Below are 18518 nucleotides of genomic sequence, written 5' to 3' on the forward strand. Positions count from 1 at the left end.
GAACAACAGGATCAGAACCTTGAGCAAGATTTTTGCGGTAGCCAACCAGAAAGGCGGTGTGGGGAAGACCACCACCTGCGTCAACCTGTCCGCGTCCCTCGTCGCCAACAAGCGCCGGGTGCTGCTGATTGACCTGGACCCCCAGGGCAACGCCACCATGGGCAGCGGCGTGGACAAGAGCGACCTTCAATTATCCAGTTACGACGTACTGGCCAGCCTGCTGCCACCGCGCAAGGCCATCGTGCCCACGGACAGTGGCTACGATCTGATGCCGGCCAATATCGACCTGTCTGCCGCAGAAGTCGAGTTGCTGGAAATGGACGGCCGTGAATCCCGCCTGCGCCAGGCCTTGGAACAGATCAGCGACGACTACGACTACATCATCATCGACTGTCCGCCGTCCCTGAACATGCTCACGGTAAACGCCCTGTGTGCCGCCGGCGGCGTGCTTATTCCCATGCAGTGCGAATACTACGCACTGGAGGGCCTGAGCTCCCTGATCGACACCATCACCCAGGTGCAGCAGGCGGCCAATCCCAACTTAAGAATCGAAGGCATACTGCGCACCATGTACGACCCGCGCAACAGCCTTACCGGCGATGTGTCGGAGCAGCTGAGCGAATACTTTGGTGAGCGTTTGTACCGCACCTGTATTCCGCGCAATGTACGCCTGGCGGAAGCCCCCAGTTTCGGCAAACCGGCTCTGGATTACGACCGCAGCTCCAAGGGCGCCATCGCCTATCTGGCACTGGCTGGCGAAATCACCCGCCGCGACGCCGCGGCCAAACCGAACAGTTCATCCAACAGCAATCAAAGCAGCGGACCTCGCCCGGTAGCGGAAGCGGTTTAAGACTGAGGTAGAAGACTTATGGCCGGCAAACGCAAGGGCCTCGGGAAAGGACTTTCCCATCTGATCAGCAATAACGCCAGTGAAGCCATTGCCGTGGCCACCGGCGAGCGCAACGGCGATATCACCGAGCGCGTGGACGGCGAGCTCAAAGAGCTGCCCATTGAATATCTGCAGCGGGGCCGCTACCAGCCGCGCCGCGATTTCCCGCAGGAGTCCTTGCAGGAGTTGGCCGATTCCATCCGCGCCCAGGGCATCATGCAGCCCATCGTGGTACGCCCTATCGGCGAGCGCAAATACGAGATTATTGCCGGTGAGCGCCGCTGGCGCGCCGCGCAGATTGCTGAGCTCGACAGGGTTCCTGCGCTGATCCGCGAGGTGTCCGACGAAGCCGCCATCGCCATGGCGCTGATCGAGAACATCCAGCGGGAAGACCTGAACCCGGTGGAAGAAGCCATCGCCCTCAAGCGCCTGCAGGACGAGTTCGAACTCACCCAGCAGCAGGTGGCGGAAGCGGTGGGCAAGTCCCGTACCGCGGTAACCAATCTGCTGCGCCTGTTGAGCCTGACCGAAGAGGTGCGTACCTTCCTCGAGCGCGGGGATATCGAGACCGGTCACGCCAAGGCACTGCTTGGTCTCGCCGGTGAAAGTCAGAAGTCCGCTGCCCGCCAGGTGGTGGATCGCGGCCTCACTGTGCGCCAGACCGAAGCCCTGGTGCGCAATATCCACGAGCAGGCGGGTAAGCCGAAGCCGAAGAAGCCGGAGGTGGATCCGAATATTCGCCGCCTGACCGAACGTCTTGCGGAAAAAATTGGCGTCCCAGTTTCCATTGATCACGGAGAAAAAGGCGCCGGAAAGCTGGTACTGAAATACAGCAGTCTCGACGAGCTGGACGGTATTCTCTCCCACATGGGTTACAGCGAAGACTGAACCGGGGTCGTCTCCACCCCGCTGGAACCGTTACTATTGCAACGTTTCCGTAAAAAACGCGCCAAAATAGTGCAATATTTTGGCGCGTTTTCTGTATGGGGTTGGCGAATTTATCGGAAAAGAGTGAGTGCTCACTATCCCGCAATCCTGTAGCGAAAGACCGCGAACGCCATACCAACAGACTAGATTTGGCTGTTGAACCGGCCGGCTGCTTCATACATAATTCGCACGCCCAAAATTTGGGCGGAGATCAATTTCTGGCCGGCCTGTTCCCGCCTATGCGTAATCCCTCGGTAGTACAGATTTCGCTGATCCAGCTGGCAGTGATTTTGCTCGCTGCGCTGGCGCTCGAATTCACCTTCGGGCGCGTGGTTGCGCTCTCCGCCCTGCTCGGTGGTGCCCTGTGTGCACTGCCCAATCTGTATTTCGGCCTGCGCGCCTTCGAACTTTTGGGACCAGATCGCGGCAAGATCCGCGGTGCGCGCGCAAGCCAGCGCGCGGTGGGAAGTTTCTACCGCGCCGAAACCGGCAAGTTCGTAATGACCCTGGTGGGGTTCGCGGTGGTATTTGCCAGCGTCATAACGCTGAACCCCGCGGTGCTGTTTATCAGCTACGGCTTGTGCGTGATTTTGCACTGGATTCTCGTGGCCCGACTGCATGCAACGAAGTAGCAGGGGCCGGGGAACCTCCGATTGGATCTGCGCTGATTAAGCGAGCCGCAAAGATAGACGGCCGCGCAGACGAGAGGTTCCGCGAAACAGATTTTTTATCTTAAAACGTGTTGAGGAACTATGGCTGCCGAACAAACCGCGACGGGTTATATCCAGCACCACCTGCAAAATCTGGCTTACGGTAAACTTCCCGCGGGTTACACCCGTGCCGATGGAACCGTACTCTCCGAATCCACCTGGACCATTGCGCACAGCAGTCAGGAAGCCGCCGATATGGGCTTCTGGGCCGTGCACCTGGACACCCTCGGTTGGTCTATTGGTCTTGGTCTGATCTTCTGCTTACTGTTCGCGCGCGCCGCGAAGAAAGCCACTGCCGGGGTTCCCACCGGTTTCCAGAGCTTTGTGGAAGTGATTGTCGACTTCATCGACAAAACCGTTAAAGACACCTTCCCCCACCGCAACAGCATGGTCGCCCCGATGGCGCTGACCATCTTCGTGTGGGTATTCCTGATGAACCTGATGGACCTGATCCCGGTCGACTGGCTGCCGATGGCGTACGCCCAGGGCGTGTCCGCGCTGACCGGTGCGGATCCGCACCATATCTATTTCAAAGTCGTTCCCACCACCGACCTGAATGCCACCCTCGGTATGGCGCTGGCGGTATTCGCGCTGATGATCTTCTTCAGCGTGAAAGAAAAGGGCCTGATGGGCTTCGTCAAAGAACTGACCCTGCACCCCTTCCACTCCGGCAAGTGGTACATCGATATTTTCCTGATTCCGTTTAACTTCCTGCTGGAAGCGGTTTCCCTGATCGCCAAGCCTGTGTCTCTCGGCCTGCGTCTGTTCGGTAACCTCTACGCCGGAGAAATGATCTTTATCCTGATCGCCATCGTCTTCGGTGTTGGTGTTCTGGGCTTTATCGGCGCCGGTCTGCTGCAGATGGGCTGGGCCATTTTCCACATCCTGGTGATTACCCTGCAGGCCTTCGTATTCATGGTGTTGACCACCGTGTACATGGCCATGGCGCACGACCGGGAAGATGAACACGCGCACGACCACTAAGGTAGTGCGGCCCCCGGTTGCCCGGGGGCAAAGATTTCTGTCGGTTTACTGACGTTTTTCACTCACTTTCAACTTCAACAACTCTTAACTTACTTTTGGAGAAAACAATGGAAGCATTAGGTCTGGTTTACGTAGCTGCTGCACTGCTGATCGGTCTGGGCGCACTGGGTACTGCTATCGGTTTCGGCACCCTGGGCGGCAAACTGCTGGAAGGTTCTGCACGTCAGCCTGAACAGGCTCCGGCTCTGCAGGGCAAAATGTTCCTGATGGCTGGTCTGCTCGACGCCGTTCCGATGATCGGTGTTGGTATCGCTATGTACCTGATTTTCGCGGTAGCTCCTGGTCTGGCTGGTTAATTCCCCGTTCCAATTGCCCTTTAACCCATTTTTGAAAGAGCAAGAGGTGTCGGTGTGAATATCAACCTGACTCTGATCGGCCAGTCGATCACCTTTCTCGCCTTCGTATGGTTCTGCTGGAAGTTTGTCTGGCCGGCCCTGCTGGGTGTTATGCAAGAACGCGAGCAAAAAATTGCGACCGGTCTGCAAGAAGCCGAGCGTGCGGAGAAAGATCTTGAGCTGGCTCAACGCAAAGCTGTCGAGCAACTGAAAGAAGCCAAAGCCCAGGCTGCGGAAATCATCGATGGCGCCAACAAGCGCGCCAATCAGATCGTTGACGAAGCCAAAGAGGCCGCGCGCAGTGAAGGCGACCGCCTGAAAGCTGCCGCCCAGGCGGAAATCGAACAGGAAGTAAACCGTGCGAAAGAACAGCTTCGCTCGCGTATCGCTGCCCTGTCTGTTGCCGGCGCCGAGAAAATCCTCTCGGTCAACATTGATGCCAAAGCGCACGATGACATGATCGAGAAACTGGCAGCCGAGCTGTAAGCGAGGAACCCATGTCGGAACTCAGCACACTGGCTCGGCCCTACGCTAAAGCGGCTTTTGCCCACGCCCAACAGGCCTCCGACCTTTCCGGTTGGAGCCAGGCGCTGGCAACTGCCGCGGTGGTCAGCCAGAACGAAAAAATTGGCGAGCTGCTGGAGAACCCACAGCTGACCAGTGAAGTGCGCGCGGATAAATTTCTGACTGTTTGTGGCGATTTTGACGGGCCGCAACAGAACTTCATCAGACTGCTGGCGGAAAACCACCGCCTGCCGCTGTTGCCGGAAATTTCCGAACTGTTCGAAGAACTGAAGGCCCAGGCAGAAGCCACTCTGGAAGTGGAAGTCATTTCTGCCCGCCCGCTCAGCGACGAACAGTCCCAGCGCCTCACTCAGGCACTTAGCAAGAAGTTCTCCCGCGAGGTGCACCTGCACAGCGCGGTAGATGAAAACCTGCTGGGTGGCGCCATCATACGCGCAGGTGACACGGTGATTGACGGTACCGTGCGTGGCCGACTGGCCAAGCTCGCCGAAGCGATGAACTCCTAAATTATCGTCCTCTCTACCGCAGCCGCGGTGGGGAGGAATGCGAGGAACAGAGCATGCAGCAACTGAATCCCTCTGAGATCAGTGAAATTATCAAGAGCCGCATCGACAATCTCGATGTGAGCACCGAAGCCCAGAACGAGGGCACCATTGTTTCCGTATCCGACGGTATCATCCGCATTCACGGCCTGGCCGATGTAATGTTCGGTGAGATGATCGAGTTCGAAGGCGGCGTAACCGGTATGGCGCTGAACCTGGAGCGCGATTCCGTTGGTGCCATCGTACTGGGTGATTACAAATCTCTGGCCGAAGGCCAGAAGTGTCGTTGTACCGGTCGCATCCTGGAAACTCCGGTTGGCCCGGAGCTGCTGGGTCGTGTGGTAGACGCCCTGGGTAACCCGATCGACGGTAAAGGTCCGCTGAACAACACGCTGACCGATGCGGTTGAGAAAGTGGCCCCCGGTGTTATCGCCCGTCAATCCGTTGATCAGCCGGTACAGACCGGCCTGAAAGCGGTCGATACCATGATTCCAATCGGTCGCGGCCAGCGTGAGCTGATCATTGGTGACCGTCAGATTGGTAAAACCGCGGTAGCGATCGACGCGATCATCAACCAGAAAGACTCTGGTATTAAGTGTATCTACGTCGCCATCGGCCAGAAGCAGTCTTCGATCGCCAACGTGGTGCGCAAGCTGGAAGAGCACGGCGCAATGGACCACACCATCGTGGTTGCCGCTGGCGCTGCCGACCCGGCCGCGATGCAGTTCCTGGCTCCGTACGTGGGCTGCACCATGGGCGAGTACTTCCGCGACCGCGGTGAAGACGCCCTGATCATTTACGATGACCTGACCAAGCAGGCCTGGGCCTACCGTCAGATCTCCCTGCTGCTGAAGCGTCCCCCGGGCCGTGAAGCCTATCCCGGTGACGTTTTCTACCTGCACTCCCGCCTGCTGGAGCGCGCTGCGCGTGTAAACGCCGATTACGTAGAGAAGTTCACTAACGGTGAAGTGAAAGGCAAAACCGGTTCTCTGACCGCCCTGCCGATCATCGAGACCCAGGCGGGTGACGTTTCCGCATTCGTTCCGACCAACGTGATCTCCATTACCGACGGTCAGATCTTCCTGGAAACCGACCTGTTCAACTCCGGCGTGCGCCCGGCCATCAACCCGGGTATCTCCGTATCCCGTGTCGGTGGTTCCGCACAGACCAAAGTGGTCAAGAAGCTGTCTGGTGGTATTCGTACCGCACTGGCACAGTACCGCGAACTGGCGGCCTTCTCGCAGTTTGCTTCTGACCTGGACGAAGCCACCAAGGCCCAGCTGGACCACGGTGAGCGCGTTACCGAGCTGATGAAGCAGAAGCAGTACTCTCCGCTGTCCATCGCCGAGATGGCTGTTTCCGTTTACGCCGCCGACAAGGGTTACCTGAAAGACGTAGAAGTTGCCAAAGTGCTCGACTTTGAATCCGCCCTGCTCGCTTATATGAACAGCGAACACGCAGAGTTGATGAACAAGGTCAACAGCACCGGTGACTACAACGACGAAATCGACAACGCCTTCAAGGCCGCCATCGAAAAATTCGTCGCTACCGGTAGCTGGTAAAACGCTTTCGCCCTGCATGTTCTGCATGCGGGGCGAAACAACGCGAGCGAACAAGGTAAATCACTATGGCAGGCGGAAAAGAAGTACGCACAAAAATTGCCAGCATCAAGAGCACGCAGAAAATCACCTCGGCCATGGAAATGGTTGCGGCGAGCAAGATGCGCAAAGCTCAGGATCGCATGGCACTGGGGCGCCCTTACGCAAGCCGCATTCGCGCGGTGCTTGGCCACGTGGCCAATGCCTCGGCGGAATACCAGCCTATCTACCTGCAGGAGCGTGAAGTCAAACGTGTGGGTTACATCCTGGTATCCACCGACCGAGGACTCTGCGGCGGCCTGAATATCAATGTATTCAAGTCAGTCATCCGCGAGATGCACTCCTGGGACAAACAGGGTGTAGGCGTGGATATCTGCGCGATCGGTAACAAAGCGGTCAGCTTTTTCAAGAATATTGGTGGCAATGTGGTCGCCGCACTGCGGGACGTGGGTGACAACCCCGAGGTATCCCAACTGCGCGGTCCTGTGAAGGTCATGATCGACCGTCTCGCCGCCGGTGAAATTGATCGCCTTTACCTGGTGTCCAACGAGTTTGTGAACACCATGACCCAGAAACCGCATATCCAGCAGTTGCTGCCGCTTCAGAAAGAAGAAGATGAAGTGCACCAGGGCAGCTGGGATTACCTGTATGAGCCGGAAGCAGTGGAACTGCTCGACGGCCTGCTGGTGAACTACATCAGATCTCAGGTGTATCAGGCGGTAGTGGAAAACAAGGCCTGTGAACAGGCTGCACGTATGATTGCGATGAAGAGCGCCACCGACAACGCCGGTGAGCTGATCGACGCACTGCAGCTGGTTTACAACAAGGCGCGCCAGGCAGCAATTACCCAAGAGCTGTCTGAGATTGTTGGCGGCGCCGCCGCGGTGTGACCCCGGGTCATCCGCAGAAAGATTTGAACTTTGAGGATCGGGAAATGAGTAACGGGCAAATTGTGCAAGTTATCGGCGCGGTCATCGACGTGGAATTCCCGCGCGACGCCGTACCGAATGTATACGATGCACTGGTGGTAGAGGAAAAGAACCTCACCATGGAAGTGCAGCAGCAGCTGGGCGATGGCGTGGTTCGCGCGATTGCCATGGGTTCTTCTGAAGGTATCCGTCGCAGCATGGCGGTGAAGAACACCGGTGCACCGGTTTCCGTACCGGTTGGTACCGAAACCCTGGGCCGCATCATGGATGTACTGGGTAACCCCATCGACGAATGTGGTCCGATCGGTGAAAAAGAGCGTGCCTCTATTCACCGCGCTGCACCGACCTACGAAGACCAGGCCAGCTCCACCGAGCTGCTGGAAACCGGCATCAAGGTAATCGACCTGGTATGTCCGTTCGCCAAGGGCGGTAAGGTTGGCCTGTTCGGCGGTGCCGGTGTAGGTAAAACCGTAAACATGATGGAGCTCATCAACAACATCGCCACCGAGCACAGCGGTCTGTCCGTGTTCGCGGGTGTGGGTGAGCGTACTCGGGAAGGTAACGACTTCTACCACGAGATGCAGGAAGCCGGCGTTGTTAACGTCGAAGAGTTTTCCAAGTCCAAGGTAGCGATGGTTTACGGCCAGATGAATGAGCCGCCCGGTAACCGTCTGCGTGTTGCCCTGACCGGCCTGACCATGGCGGAGAAGTTCCGTGATGAAGGCCGTGACGTACTGTTGTTCGTGGATAACATCTACCGTTACACCCTGGCCGGTACCGAAGTATCCGCACTACTCGGCCGTATGCCGTCTGCGGTAGGTTACCAGCCGACCCTGGCGGAAGAGATGGGCGTTCTGCAGGAGCGTATTACCTCCACCAAGACCGGCTCCATTACCTCCATTCAGGCGGTATACGTACCGGCGGATGACTTGACCGACCCGTCTCCGGCAACCACCTTCGCCCACTTGGACTCCACCGTAGTACTGAGCCGTGACATCGCCGCCAAGGGTATTTACCCGGCTGTTGACCCGCTCGACTCCACTTCCCGCCAGCTGGATCCGCAGGTGATCGGTGAAGAGCACTACAGCGTGGCCCGTGGCGTACAGTCCGTACTGCAGCGCTACAAAGAGCTGAAGGACATCATCGCGATCCTGGGTATGGACGAGCTGTCTGAAGAAGACAAGCAGATCGTAGCCCGTGCGCGTAAGATCGAACGCTTCCTGTCCCAGCCGTTCCACGTAGCGGAAGTATTTACCGGTGCTCCCGGCAAATACGTCTCCCTGAAAGAAACCATCCGTGGCTTCCAGGGCATTCTGAACGGTGAGTACGATCACCTGCCGGAGCAGGCCTTCTACATGGTCGGCACCATCGACGAAGCGGTCGAGAAAGCCAACAAGAAGTAAGGCACGCACGTGACACCGGTATTCATACCGGTGTCACTCAAGACAGCTGAGAATGAGGTAGCCTTATGGCTATGACAGTACATTGTGACATCGTAAGCGCACAGGAATCCCTCTTCTCCGGCCTGGTAAAGATGGTGATTGTCAGCGGTGTGGAAGGGGAAATCGGTATCTCCTATGGCCACGCGCCTTTGCTCACCGCCATCAAGCCGGGTCCGGTACGCATCATTAAAGATAATGATGAAGAAGAAGTACTGTTCCTGAGCGGTGGATACGTCGAAATCCAGCCGAATATTGTCACCGTCCTCGCCGACGTCGCCGAGCGCGAAATCGACGAAGATGCTGCCAAAAAGGCCCGCGAAGAGGCGGAACACGCCCTGCGCAGTGCCCCGGCGGATATCGACTATGCCCGCGTTTCTGCACAGCTCGCCGAAGCTGAGGCCCGCCTGCGCACCATGCAGGCGATCCGCAGAGCCGCTGGCAAGTAACCTACAGTTTGTAGGCGCCTGTTCTCAGGCGAATAAAAAAAGCAGCTTCGGCTGCTTTTTTTATGCCTGTGTGTTTTGCTTATGGCTATTGATAAGCAACAGGATCTGAATTCGTGAAGGCTCCACAACCGGTGATTGGATTGGCTCTGGGTAGCGGTGCCGCCAAAGGCTTCGCGCATATTGGTGTGCTCAAGGTACTGCGGGAAATGGGGGTTCGCCCGGATGTGATCGCCGGCACCTCTATGGGCGCCTTTGTAGGCGCCGCCTATGCGGCGGGCAAACTCGACAACCTTGAGGAGTGGGTACGCCAGCTGGATAACTGGAAAGTTTTTTCCCTGCTGGATATCAACTGGACACTGAGTGGCGGTGTCATCGGCGGTATCAAGCCATTTCGCACCTTCTTCGAAGGGTTTGCGTTCGACAATATTGAAGACCTGCCGGTACCTTTCACCGCGGTCGCCACCGACCTGCATAGCGGTCAGGAAATCTGGTTGCAGCAGGGCAACCTGCAGGACGCCGTCAGCGCGTCCTGCTCTATTCCCGGGCTATTATCACCCAAGGCGCTTTCCGGGCGTTGGTTGGTGGATGGTGCGGTCGTAAATCCAGTACCGGTCGATGTCTGCCGCGCCATGGGAGCAACCCGGGTGATCGCTATTGATGTGATGGAGGACGGCGCGCCACTGTTGAATCGGGAGCACCGGGAGGTGACCAGTATCGTCAGTGAGAAATCCTCGGCGGAAGATATGCCCACCCTGCAACAGGAGCGGGCAGATATCGCCCATCCGGAGACCGGAGAAATGGATCGGAATCAGGATGGGGACCGGGACGAGGATCAGAGCCTGGCCGAGGCGGACGCCAGCAACTCGTCCAACGGCCTGGCACGCCTGCTGGAACAGGGCAAGGAACAGCTCACTCAGTTTCGCGAACTGCGCAAACGCCCGAAAATTGCCCCTCCCGGCATGTTCGACACCATGCACCAGGCGATGGCGATACTCGAGCGGCGCCACAAGCGCACCCGGATGATGGGCTCTCCCCCGGATGTCCTGGTTATGCCAAAAGTCGGTGAAGTTGGCGGAATGGAATTCTCCCGCGCCACCGAGGCCATTGAAGCGGGCGAAGTGGAAGCCCGCCGCCTGCGTACCTGGATTGAAGATATGGTGAATCAGGGGTAAACCTATGTGGCGGCACTGGCAACTGCGCACACTTCTTCGATGGATATCTGCCGTGGCGCTTGTTGTCAGTACCGGTGCCAGTGCGGATGATTGGTGCGAATACCAATCTGAGAATTTCACCGTTTACTCCGACGTGCCCGAGCGTCGCGTGAATCAGCTGATGCGCGACCTGGAGCGGTTCCGCCGCAGCGCCCTCTCGTTTACCGGTGAGGAGGAAACACCGGAAAATAAAAATCTGCGGGTATTCCACTTCCGCGACTCTGCGGAATTCGCCCGCTTTACCGGCGACCGCAAAATTGCCGGTCTGTACCGGGAAACCTGGGAAGGCCCGATCATCTTCTCCCGCGACGGCGACCACGGCATCTCCGGCTCCGGCCTGATCTTCCACGAATACGTCCACCATCTGATGCGCGAGCGCAGTGGTATGACTTACCCGCGCTGGTACTCCGAAGGTTTTGCCGAGCTACTGGCCAGCGCGGAACTGCGTAAAAAAACCGTATTGATCGGCGGCCTGCCGGAGTGGAGACTGAGTGCCTGGGCCGAGGATGAACCCCTTACCCTGCTACAACTTCTCGCCCCACCGCCACTGGCTGCGCCACACGGCGAAGACAACAGCCGCTACTGGAACAATTACTATGCCAGTGCCTGGCTGCTGACTCACTATCTGCAACTCGGCTACAGTGCTGGTCACCCGGACTACCGCGCATCTACCAGCAATTATCTCAAAGCCGTGGCCGCCGGCGAGAACCCGTTTCAGATATTCGAAGAGCATTTCGGAAAATCGATCGAAGAGATTCAAAGGGAAATGCTTGCCTATATGCGCACGGACATTCACCGTCACCGGCTGGAAATTCCGGAGTACACCTACTCCATTCCCCGTCGCGCCCTCAATGAAAATGAGCAGCTGTTTCTGCTGGCGAACGAAGCCATGGACTTCGCCAAACCCGCGCTGGCGATGGACTACCTGAAGCGCAGCCAACAGCAGGGGCTGGGCTGGCAGGAAAACCTCACCGCCATGGCGGTTATCGAAGCGGAGAAGAAAAATTACAAGCTTGGCAAAAAAGTGCTGGAAGACATCGGCGAACACGGTCAGATCAGCCACCTCACCGCCGCGAATCTGGCCCGCTACTATCTGTTGCGACTGCAGGCCCTGACACTGACGCGGGACTGGGATGAAGACATCTATGAAGCGGCAGTGAAATACGGAAAAATTGCCGTGCAGATGGGGCCGAATTATTTACCAGGCTACCGTACCCTCTGGACTGCCTATCAATTGAAAGGTGAAAGCGAAGACGCGCTGCAGATCATGTTGAGCGCCTACCACCAGGAACCCAACCACCTGAACCTGAATGCCACGCTGGGTTTCTATCTTGCCCACCTGGGCAAGGCCGCACTGGCCCGCGAATACCTGGAGCGGGTCGTGGCCTGGAGCCATTCGGAAGATCTTCGCGGGCGCGCGGAGTCTTTGCTGGAGGGTAAAAAATAATCTTAAGAGTCGAAATGCCTCTATTGATTAATTGGAAGGAAGTGTGACGTGAAGGCGCTGCTGCCCGGCACTGCTTTGTGAGACCTTCCGCGAGAGGGGCCGAAGGCGCCGTGAACGCCTGGAACGGCCGGGCCACCTCGCGGAAGAGCCCCCTTGGATGGGTTTATGGCGTGTCTCACAAAGCAGTGCCGGGTGGTGGCGCCGCCACATATTCGGTCAGTGCACCCAGTGGTGCCGCTCCTGTTTCTCCTGAATCGCTTCCGCAGTCGGTGTCGGCATCGCGCTTACCGGTAAACGCTCGTGGAAGAACGCCAGTCGCTCGTCCCCTTCCACCTCGTTCATGGTGGCGGCGTCGAACACCTTGCCGTTGATGACGGTGTACTTCACCTTCTCGGACAGACGCAGGTCCTCCAGCGGGTTGCCGTCCACCACAATGATGTCCGCCAGCTTGCCCGGCTCCAGGCTGCCGATATCGTGGTCCATACCCAGGTAGCGGGCACCGTCAATGGTGCCGGCGCGGAAGGCTTCCCAGGGGGTAAAGCCGCCCTGTGCCATCATCCACAGCTCCCAGTGGGCACCGAGGCCCTCGCGCTGGCCGTGGGCACCGATATGCACGGTAACGCCCTTGTCGCGCAGTTGTTTCGCGTGATGGGCCACGTCCACATGGTTGTAGTGGTGGTCCGGCGCGGTGGGGCGGCGGATGGAGCGTGGGTTGACGATAAAGTCCGGGGTAAAGCGGGTCAGGCGCTCGTTCTTCCATACCTCGCTGCGGTCGTACCAGTAGGTCTCACCGGAGAGACCGCCGTAGGCCACCACAAAGGTCGGGGTATAGCCCACGGTGGTCTGGCCCCACATCTGCTCGACATCGGTGTAGATGTTCGCAATGGGCAGTGAGTGCTCGACGCCGGTGTGACCATCCACAATCATGTTCATATTGTGCTGGTACTTACCGCCCCCTTCCGGCACCACCATGATGCCGTGCTTGCGCCCCGCTTCCAGCACCTGCTGGCGCTGTTCGCGACGAGGCTGGTTGTAGCTCTTCACCGAGATCGCACCCATTTCTTTCAGGCGGCCCACATGGAACTCGGCGTCTTCCAGGCTGTTGATCTTGGCCTTGTAGCCGGGGCCCTTGGCGCCGTAAAGAATGGTGCCGGTGGAGAAGATGCGCGGGCCGTTGATGATGCCGGCCTTCTGCATTTCCGCGGCGGAGAAGATCTCGCTGCTGTCGTTGGAGGGATCGTGAATGGTGGTCACACCGAACGCCAGGCTGGAGTAGAGGTTCCAGTTCTGTTGCGGGATGATCTCCTCGCGGCCCTGGGCACCGTGGGCGTGAGCATCTACCAGACCCGGCAGTACGGTCTTGCCGGTGACGTCGATGCGCTGGGTGCCGCTGGGGATTTCCACCTCACGCTGCGCGCCCACCGCCACAATGCGGTTGCCGCGAAACAGCACCACACCATTCTCGATCACTTCCTGCGCGGATTCGGCGTTGCGCATGGTCACCACGGTACCGCCGGTCAGCGCCACCAGTTTGTCGCTGTTGGCAAATTTTTGTTTGAAGCTGAGATCGATCCCTTCGCTGACCGGCTCCGGCAGGGTTTCCGGGGCGCCGGCGACAAACTCAAACGCGTCTTTCAGTTCGCGCTCGTACAGCTTGGGTCCGTGGGACCAGCCCAGGGTCTGGCTGTCGCCGGACCAGTGCAGGTGCTCACCGGCACGCTTGGACACCTGGGTGACCTTCACTGCGGTGGCATTGGGACCGATAGATTCGGATTTGCCGGTGTGCATAAACGGCGCCGCGAAGGCCTTGAAGTCCTGGGTAAAGGCCACCCAGCGGCTGTCTGGGGACAGGCGGAAAGAGGTGATCTCGGCACCGTGCAGGTGCTCGCGTTCATCCTTGCCGTTGGCATCGACACTCTTGAACACGCGCTTGCCGCCGTTGCCGTAGATGTACTCGGAGAAGTAGATGCGATCGCTATCGGCACCGAAGTGGGGCTCGTAGCCGGATTTACTGATGCGACGCTGCCAGTCACCGTCGGCATCTGCCAGGTAAATACCCGGTTCGAGAGAGTATTCCGGGCTCAGCAGGTAGCCGCCGGTAAAGCGGCGGAAGGCCACGGTCTCGCCATCCGGGGAGAAGCTCGGCTCCACATACAGGCCTGGTTCATCGGTGATGGTCTTGCCGCGGCCACTGCGCGCGGAAACCACACGCACCTGGCCGAGTTCCTCATCGTCCCAGGTCACGTAAGTGATCTGTTTGCCGTCCCGGGACCAGCTGGGATAGAACTCGAAGTGCGCGTCCTGGCGGGTCAGTCGACGACGTTCACCGCTGTTTACGTCCTGAACGTAGATCTTGCCCAGCGCCTGGAAGGCGATCTGCTTGCCGTCCGGAGATTTCTGCGCCCAGCGGATCATCTTCACATCGAACTGTTCCGGCGCCACATCCACCGGGAAGCGTACCGCGTCGGCGACTTTCTTCTCGGTCTTGATGTGCGCGACGATTTCCCGCGCGCCCTGTTCGAGGCTGCTGCCGTCCGCATTGATGCGCAGGAATTTACCGCCGCTCCACACGATCAGGGATTTGCCGTCCGGCATCCAGTCGTAGTGCACGTAATTGCCGTGGGAGCCAAAGGTTTCCTGGAGATCCCGCTCCAGACCGGTGTAGATGGGCTTTTCCAGGCCGCTGTTAAGGTCTTTCACGAACAGGGATGTCTGGTCGTCCTGGCGGCGGATAAACGCCAGCTTTTCACCGTCCGGCGACGGTACCGGGGCGATGGAGCCGCCGGGGCCGGAGACGAAGGTCTCTTCCTTACCGTCCTGCAGGTCGTAGCGATTGATGGCAAAGATCTGCTGGGTGGAGTTCTTGTTGTACTCCCACACCGTGCCCGGGGTGGTGTCGATGGCGTAATAGATGTAGCGGCCATCCGGGGAGAAGACCGCGTCGGAAATATTCTTCTGAGCAATCTCGCCACCGATACGCGCCTTGATCTGGCGCCCTTCACCACCACCGTGGTGGTACATCCAGATCTCCCCGGCGGGGATACTGCGGCCACTCATAAAACCTTTGCGCGCCACCAGGTACTGGCCGTCCGGGCTGAAGTTGGGGGCGTGCACCAGGTTTTCTTTTTCCGTGGTCAGCTGGCGTAGATTTTCGCCGTTGCGGTCCATGACCCAGATATTGTCGGCGCCGTCGCGGTCGCTGACGAACACGATGGACTTGCCATCGGGACTGAAGCGCGGCTGGATATTCCATGCGATTTCACTGGTGATGGCTTTCGCTTCGCCACCATTGACCGACATCTCATAGATGTCGCCCAGCATATCGAAGACGATGGTCTCGCCGTCGGGGCTGATATCCAGGTTGCTCCAGGTGGTCTCGCGGGTATCCAGGGGGATGGCCTTGAACTCGAAGGGGGGCTTGTTTACATCCCATTTGTCCGCGTCTTTGTTGGCTTCTTCCGCCGCTGCCGCCAGCGGCAGGGTCATGGCGAGGCTGGCGCCGCCGATCAGGCGCGCGAGCTTGCGCATTTTCATTTTTATCATCTGGGCTCCCTGGGTAGTCGGAGTGATCGGAGTGGTTTCCCGGCTGCACCGGTTCGGGTGCATGGGTGACGGTTAATTTTTTCTTCAAATTACTGAAATGTCGGGGAAAGACAACGAAGCTGCGCCGAACGGCATATAGTTCTGAATATTGCCCCCCTGCGGGATATATGCCCGCAGAGGTCCACCTGCGCGTGTTAATTCTCCACGCGGGCGGCGAGAGTATGTTCCGGTGGCCACGGCGTCAGGGGTCTAGACTTGCTGCTAACGTCGGTGAACAGGCTTCCGAACATGAGTCATAAAAGCAGGCCGGGTACCGAAGCCGGGCGCCCCAAAAGTGAACGGGATATTCTGCAGGAACAGATGCAGGAGAGCCTGCACGAGTACCAGCGCAATAACCGTTCCCTGTTTCTGTCCTCACTGGCGGCGGGCCTGGAGATCGGCTTCAGTCTGTTTTTGATGGCGGCGTTTTACAGCCACTTCAACGGCCCCGAGTTCGAGCAGCTGATGTACCTGCTGGTGGCGCTCAGTTATCCCATCGGATTTATTCTGGTCATCATCGGCCGCTCGGATCTGTTTACCGAACACACCACCCTGGCCATTCTGCCCCTCTTGAGCGGTCGTGAGCGGGTGGCCAGTCTCGCGCGTGTCTGGGGGGTGATTTACGCGGGCAATATGGTGGGTGCCTTTCTGTTCAGCCTGCTGTTTGTGCACTATGTGGAAGTGACCGAGCGCTTGGACGCCGGTATTTTTGCCTATTACGGAGAAAAGCTGCTGGCAGACATTCCCAGGGGGCAGTTTGTCGGTGCCATTTTTGCCGGCTGGTTGATGGGGCTGCTGGGCTGGATGGTGGCATCAGCGGCGGAGACCATCAGCCGGATCGTCGTGGTGGCGCTGATTGCGTTCGTTATCGGCCTGGGTGGGCTGGCCCACTGTATCGCCGGTGCGGTGGGCATTTTCTGTGCCCTGTTGAGCGATGAGTCCACCATGAGGTTATGGGAGGGGCTGCGTTTTCTCGGCGTGGCGACCCTGGGAAACACCATTGGCGGTTCGATCTTTGTGGGTATGCTGAAGTACAGCTATGTGGCCAATGGCCCAAAGCCCTAATCGGTGACCCCGTCCGGCTTGAGATCTGCCCCCCGGGCCGCCACAATTGCCGACGATTTTCACCCACCTGAACGGATTTTCCATGACCATCGATGTCGTCATTCTCGCCGCCGGCAAAGGCACCCGCATGCGCTCCGACCTGCCCAAAGTGCTCCACCCCATCGGAGGGGTACCCATGCTGGGACGGGTCATCAACGCGGCCCAGGGTTTGGGTGAAGAGGGTCTGGGGGATGTATCGATTACCGTGGTCATCGGCCACGGTGCCGAACTGGTGCGCGAGCGCTTTGCCGACAGTGGCGTGCGGTTTGTGGAGCAGACCGAGCAGCTGGGCACTGGTCACGCGGTGGCCCAGGCGATCCCGAACTTCCGTGAAGGTGCCACGGTGGTGGTACTCTACGGCGACGTACCGCTGGTAAAAACCGCCACCCTGGAAGATCTGCTCAAAGCTTCTGCAAACGGCCCGGCTTTGTTGTCCGTAGTGATGGACGATCCCTCCGGTTACGGCCGTATCGTGCGCGACACCGCCAATGCGGTACAGGCGATTGTGGAACAGAAAGACGCCGACGAGGCCACCCTCACCATCCGCGAGATCAACACGGGTATCCTCGCCGCCCCGGGCAAGTTGCTGGCCCAATGGCTGCCGGAACTCTCCAACGACAACGCCCAGGGTGAGTACTACCTCACCGATGTGATCGCGCGCTCTGTGAGTGAGAATATCGCCGTGACCGGCGTGATCGCTGAAGACCCGTTTGAAGTTGCCGGCGTCAACAGCCGCGCGCAGCAGGCGGAACTGGAGCGCGCGCTGCAGCAGGACAATGCCAATACGTTGATGACCGCGGGCGTTACCCTGCTGGACCCTGCGCGCATTGATGTGCGCGGCACCCTCGACTGCGGCGCCGACGTTACCATCGATATCAACTGCATCTTCGAGGGCGAGGTCACCCTCGGCGACAATGTTCAGATCGGTCCCAACTGCCTGCTGAAGAACTGCAAACTGGCGGCGGGTACCGTGGTGGAAGCCAACTCCATTATCGAAGACGCCGTCGTCGGCGAAACCTGCACCATCGGCCCCTTCGCTCGCCTGCGCCCGGGCACCGAGCTGGCCAGCGGAGCCAAGGTGGGTAACTTCGTCGAAACCAAGAAGGCCAAAATCGGCCTCGGCAGCAAGGTAAACCACCTCTCCTATATCGGCGACGCGGAAGTGGGCGAAGGCGTAAACATTGGCGCCGGTACCATCACCTGTAATTACGACGGCGTGAACAAATCTAAGACTACCATTGGCGATGGCGCCTTTATCGGCTCCAACTCCGCACTGGTTGCCCCGGTCGAAATTGGCGCCGGTGCGACCATTGGTGCTGGTTCCACTATTACCCGTGAAGTGAGTGCTGACGAACTGGCTGTGGCCCGTGGCAAGCAGCGCAATATCTCCGGGTGGCAACGACCCACCAAAAAGTCCTGAGTCTCGTGGTCCTGGGTGCTTCGAATTTGGTTGGGCGGCGACGGAGCACCGGGTAAAGGTTTTCAGGACCGCTGTGAACCCATCCCTGGGCGCTGCGGCGCAAACATCCTGTTTGCGACGCTCCTGAAAACCTTTACCCGGCACTCCACCTTCAGTCGAACCCAATTCACTTCGAAAGAACTTTCCTAGTCTACTAACGAAGTCAATGGGGTTAAGAGAAGGCAAAGTGCCGGGTGTTAATTTTCGAAAGCGTCGGCGACAGGGACGTCGCCGACGCAGCGTACATGGATGTATTCACAGCGGTTTCGAAAATTAACACCCGGTGATTTGCCGCCACCGGACTCCGAGAAAACGAACCCCGTAACCT

Annotated in this window: 16 protein-coding genes; 15 read left to right on the forward strand and 1 reads right to left on the reverse strand. The window is 58.6% G+C overall.

Annotation, left to right across the window (positions count from 1 at the left end; translation table 11 throughout):
• Window positions 1-19 precede the first annotated feature (19 nt).
• From LRR79_RS03070 to LRR79_RS03130, 13 genes are all read left to right on the forward strand, one after another.
• On the forward strand, window positions 20-850 hold the full coding sequence (locus tag LRR79_RS03070) for a ParA family protein (protein ID WP_231758949.1): 831 nt from the start codon (window positions 20-22) through the stop codon (window positions 848-850).
• 18 nt (window positions 851-868) lie between these two features.
• The gene (locus tag LRR79_RS03075) at window positions 869-1777 is read left to right on the forward strand and encodes a ParB/RepB/Spo0J family partition protein (RefSeq protein WP_231758950.1); all 909 of its coding nucleotides are present in this window, start codon (window positions 869-871) and stop codon (window positions 1775-1777) included.
• A 188-nt stretch (window positions 1778-1965) separates the two neighbouring features.
• Entirely contained in the window at window positions 1966-2448 is a 483-nt protein-coding gene (locus tag LRR79_RS03080; protein WP_231758951.1) for an ATP synthase subunit I, read from the forward strand.
• Between the two features lie 120 nt (window positions 2449-2568).
• Entirely contained in the window at window positions 2569-3510 is a 942-nt protein-coding gene (gene atpB / locus LRR79_RS03085) for a F0F1 ATP synthase subunit A (RefSeq protein ID WP_231758952.1), read from the forward strand.
• Window positions 3511-3617: 107 nt separating this feature from the next.
• Window positions 3618-3866, forward strand: coding sequence for a F0F1 ATP synthase subunit C (gene atpE / locus LRR79_RS03090; RefSeq protein WP_010131056.1), 249 nt, complete (start codon window positions 3618-3620; stop codon window positions 3864-3866).
• Window positions 3867-3920: 54 nt separating this feature from the next.
• On the forward strand, window positions 3921-4391 hold the full coding sequence (locus tag LRR79_RS03095; protein ID WP_043319867.1) for a F0F1 ATP synthase subunit B: 471 nt from the start codon (window positions 3921-3923) through the stop codon (window positions 4389-4391).
• Between the two features lie 11 nt (window positions 4392-4402).
• Window positions 4403-4936, forward strand: a complete 534-nt coding sequence (locus tag LRR79_RS03100) for a F0F1 ATP synthase subunit delta (RefSeq protein ID WP_231758953.1) — start codon at window positions 4403-4405, stop codon at window positions 4934-4936.
• A 53-nt stretch (window positions 4937-4989) separates the two neighbouring features.
• The gene (atpA, locus tag LRR79_RS03105) at window positions 4990-6534 is read left to right on the forward strand and encodes a F0F1 ATP synthase subunit alpha (protein ID WP_231758954.1); all 1545 of its coding nucleotides are present in this window, start codon (window positions 4990-4992) and stop codon (window positions 6532-6534) included.
• A gap of 65 nt (window positions 6535-6599) precedes the next feature.
• Window positions 6600-7460 (forward strand): F0F1 ATP synthase subunit gamma, encoded by an 861-nt coding sequence (gene atpG, locus LRR79_RS03110; protein ID WP_231758955.1) that lies wholly within the window; start codon window positions 6600-6602, stop codon window positions 7458-7460.
• A 44-nt stretch (window positions 7461-7504) separates the two neighbouring features.
• Window positions 7505-8902, forward strand: coding sequence for a F0F1 ATP synthase subunit beta (gene atpD, locus LRR79_RS03115; RefSeq protein WP_231758956.1), 1398 nt, complete (start codon window positions 7505-7507; stop codon window positions 8900-8902).
• A 65-nt stretch (window positions 8903-8967) separates the two neighbouring features.
• Window positions 8968-9387, forward strand: coding sequence for a F0F1 ATP synthase subunit epsilon (locus tag LRR79_RS03120; RefSeq protein ID WP_231758957.1), 420 nt, complete (start codon window positions 8968-8970; stop codon window positions 9385-9387).
• A gap of 113 nt (window positions 9388-9500) precedes the next feature.
• The gene (locus LRR79_RS03125; RefSeq protein ID WP_269455096.1) at window positions 9501-10559 is read left to right on the forward strand and encodes a patatin-like phospholipase family protein; all 1059 of its coding nucleotides are present in this window, start codon (window positions 9501-9503) and stop codon (window positions 10557-10559) included.
• Window positions 10560-10611: 52 nt separating this feature from the next.
• Window positions 10612-12045: a tetratricopeptide repeat protein gene (locus LRR79_RS03130; protein WP_231758958.1), complete on the forward strand. Its 1434-nt coding sequence runs from the start codon at window positions 10612-10614 to the stop codon at window positions 12043-12045.
• A gap of 216 nt (window positions 12046-12261) precedes the next feature.
• On the opposite strand, the gene LRR79_RS03135 is transcribed toward LRR79_RS03130, so the two are convergent.
• Complete coding sequence (locus LRR79_RS03135; RefSeq protein ID WP_231758959.1) at window positions 12262-15588, reverse strand: amidohydrolase family protein; 3327 nt, start codon at window positions 15586-15588, stop codon at window positions 12262-12264.
• A gap of 288 nt (window positions 15589-15876) precedes the next feature.
• Here LRR79_RS03135 and LRR79_RS03140 point away from each other — a divergent pair, with 288 nt between their 5' ends.
• A complete protein-coding gene (locus tag LRR79_RS03140) occupies window positions 15877-16692 on the forward strand; it encodes a formate/nitrite transporter family protein (RefSeq protein ID WP_231758960.1) in 816 nt (271 codons plus the stop codon).
• Between the two features lie 82 nt (window positions 16693-16774).
• Window positions 16775-18151: a bifunctional UDP-N-acetylglucosamine diphosphorylase/glucosamine-1-phosphate N-acetyltransferase GlmU gene (gene glmU, locus LRR79_RS03145; RefSeq protein ID WP_231758961.1), complete on the forward strand. Its 1377-nt coding sequence runs from the start codon at window positions 16775-16777 to the stop codon at window positions 18149-18151.
• Window positions 18152-18518 lie beyond the last annotated feature (367 nt).

Origin of the sequence: Microbulbifer elongatus, assembly GCF_021165935.1 — a bacterium.
Classification (GTDB): Bacteria; Pseudomonadota; Gammaproteobacteria; order Pseudomonadales; family Cellvibrionaceae; genus Microbulbifer; species Microbulbifer elongatus.

Coding starts and splice junctions, on each gene's coding strand:
- LRR79_RS03075 (WP_231758950.1), top strand. CDS start 869: ATGGCCGGCAAACGCAAGGGCCTCGGGAAAGGACTTTCCCATCTGATC.
- atpB (WP_231758952.1), top strand. CDS start 2,569: ATGGCTGCCGAACAAACCGCGACGGGTTATATCCAGCACCACCTGCAA.
- atpE (WP_010131056.1), top strand. CDS start 3,618: ATGGAAGCATTAGGTCTGGTTTACGTAGCTGCTGCACTGCTGATCGGT.
- LRR79_RS03100 (WP_231758953.1), top strand. CDS start 4,403: ATGTCGGAACTCAGCACACTGGCTCGGCCCTACGCTAAAGCGGCTTTT.
- atpA (WP_231758954.1), top strand. CDS start 4,990: ATGCAGCAACTGAATCCCTCTGAGATCAGTGAAATTATCAAGAGCCGC.
- atpG (WP_231758955.1), top strand. CDS start 6,600: ATGGCAGGCGGAAAAGAAGTACGCACAAAAATTGCCAGCATCAAGAGC.
- atpD (WP_231758956.1), top strand. CDS start 7,505: ATGAGTAACGGGCAAATTGTGCAAGTTATCGGCGCGGTCATCGACGTG.
- LRR79_RS03120 (WP_231758957.1), top strand. CDS start 8,968: ATGGCTATGACAGTACATTGTGACATCGTAAGCGCACAGGAATCCCTC.
- LRR79_RS03135 (WP_231758959.1), bottom strand. CDS start 15,588: ATGATAAAAATGAAAATGCGCAAGCTCGCGCGCCTGATCGGCGGCGCC.
- LRR79_RS03140 (WP_231758960.1), top strand. CDS start 15,877: ATGAGTCATAAAAGCAGGCCGGGTACCGAAGCCGGGCGCCCCAAAAGT.
- glmU (WP_231758961.1), top strand. CDS start 16,775: ATGACCATCGATGTCGTCATTCTCGCCGCCGGCAAAGGCACCCGCATG.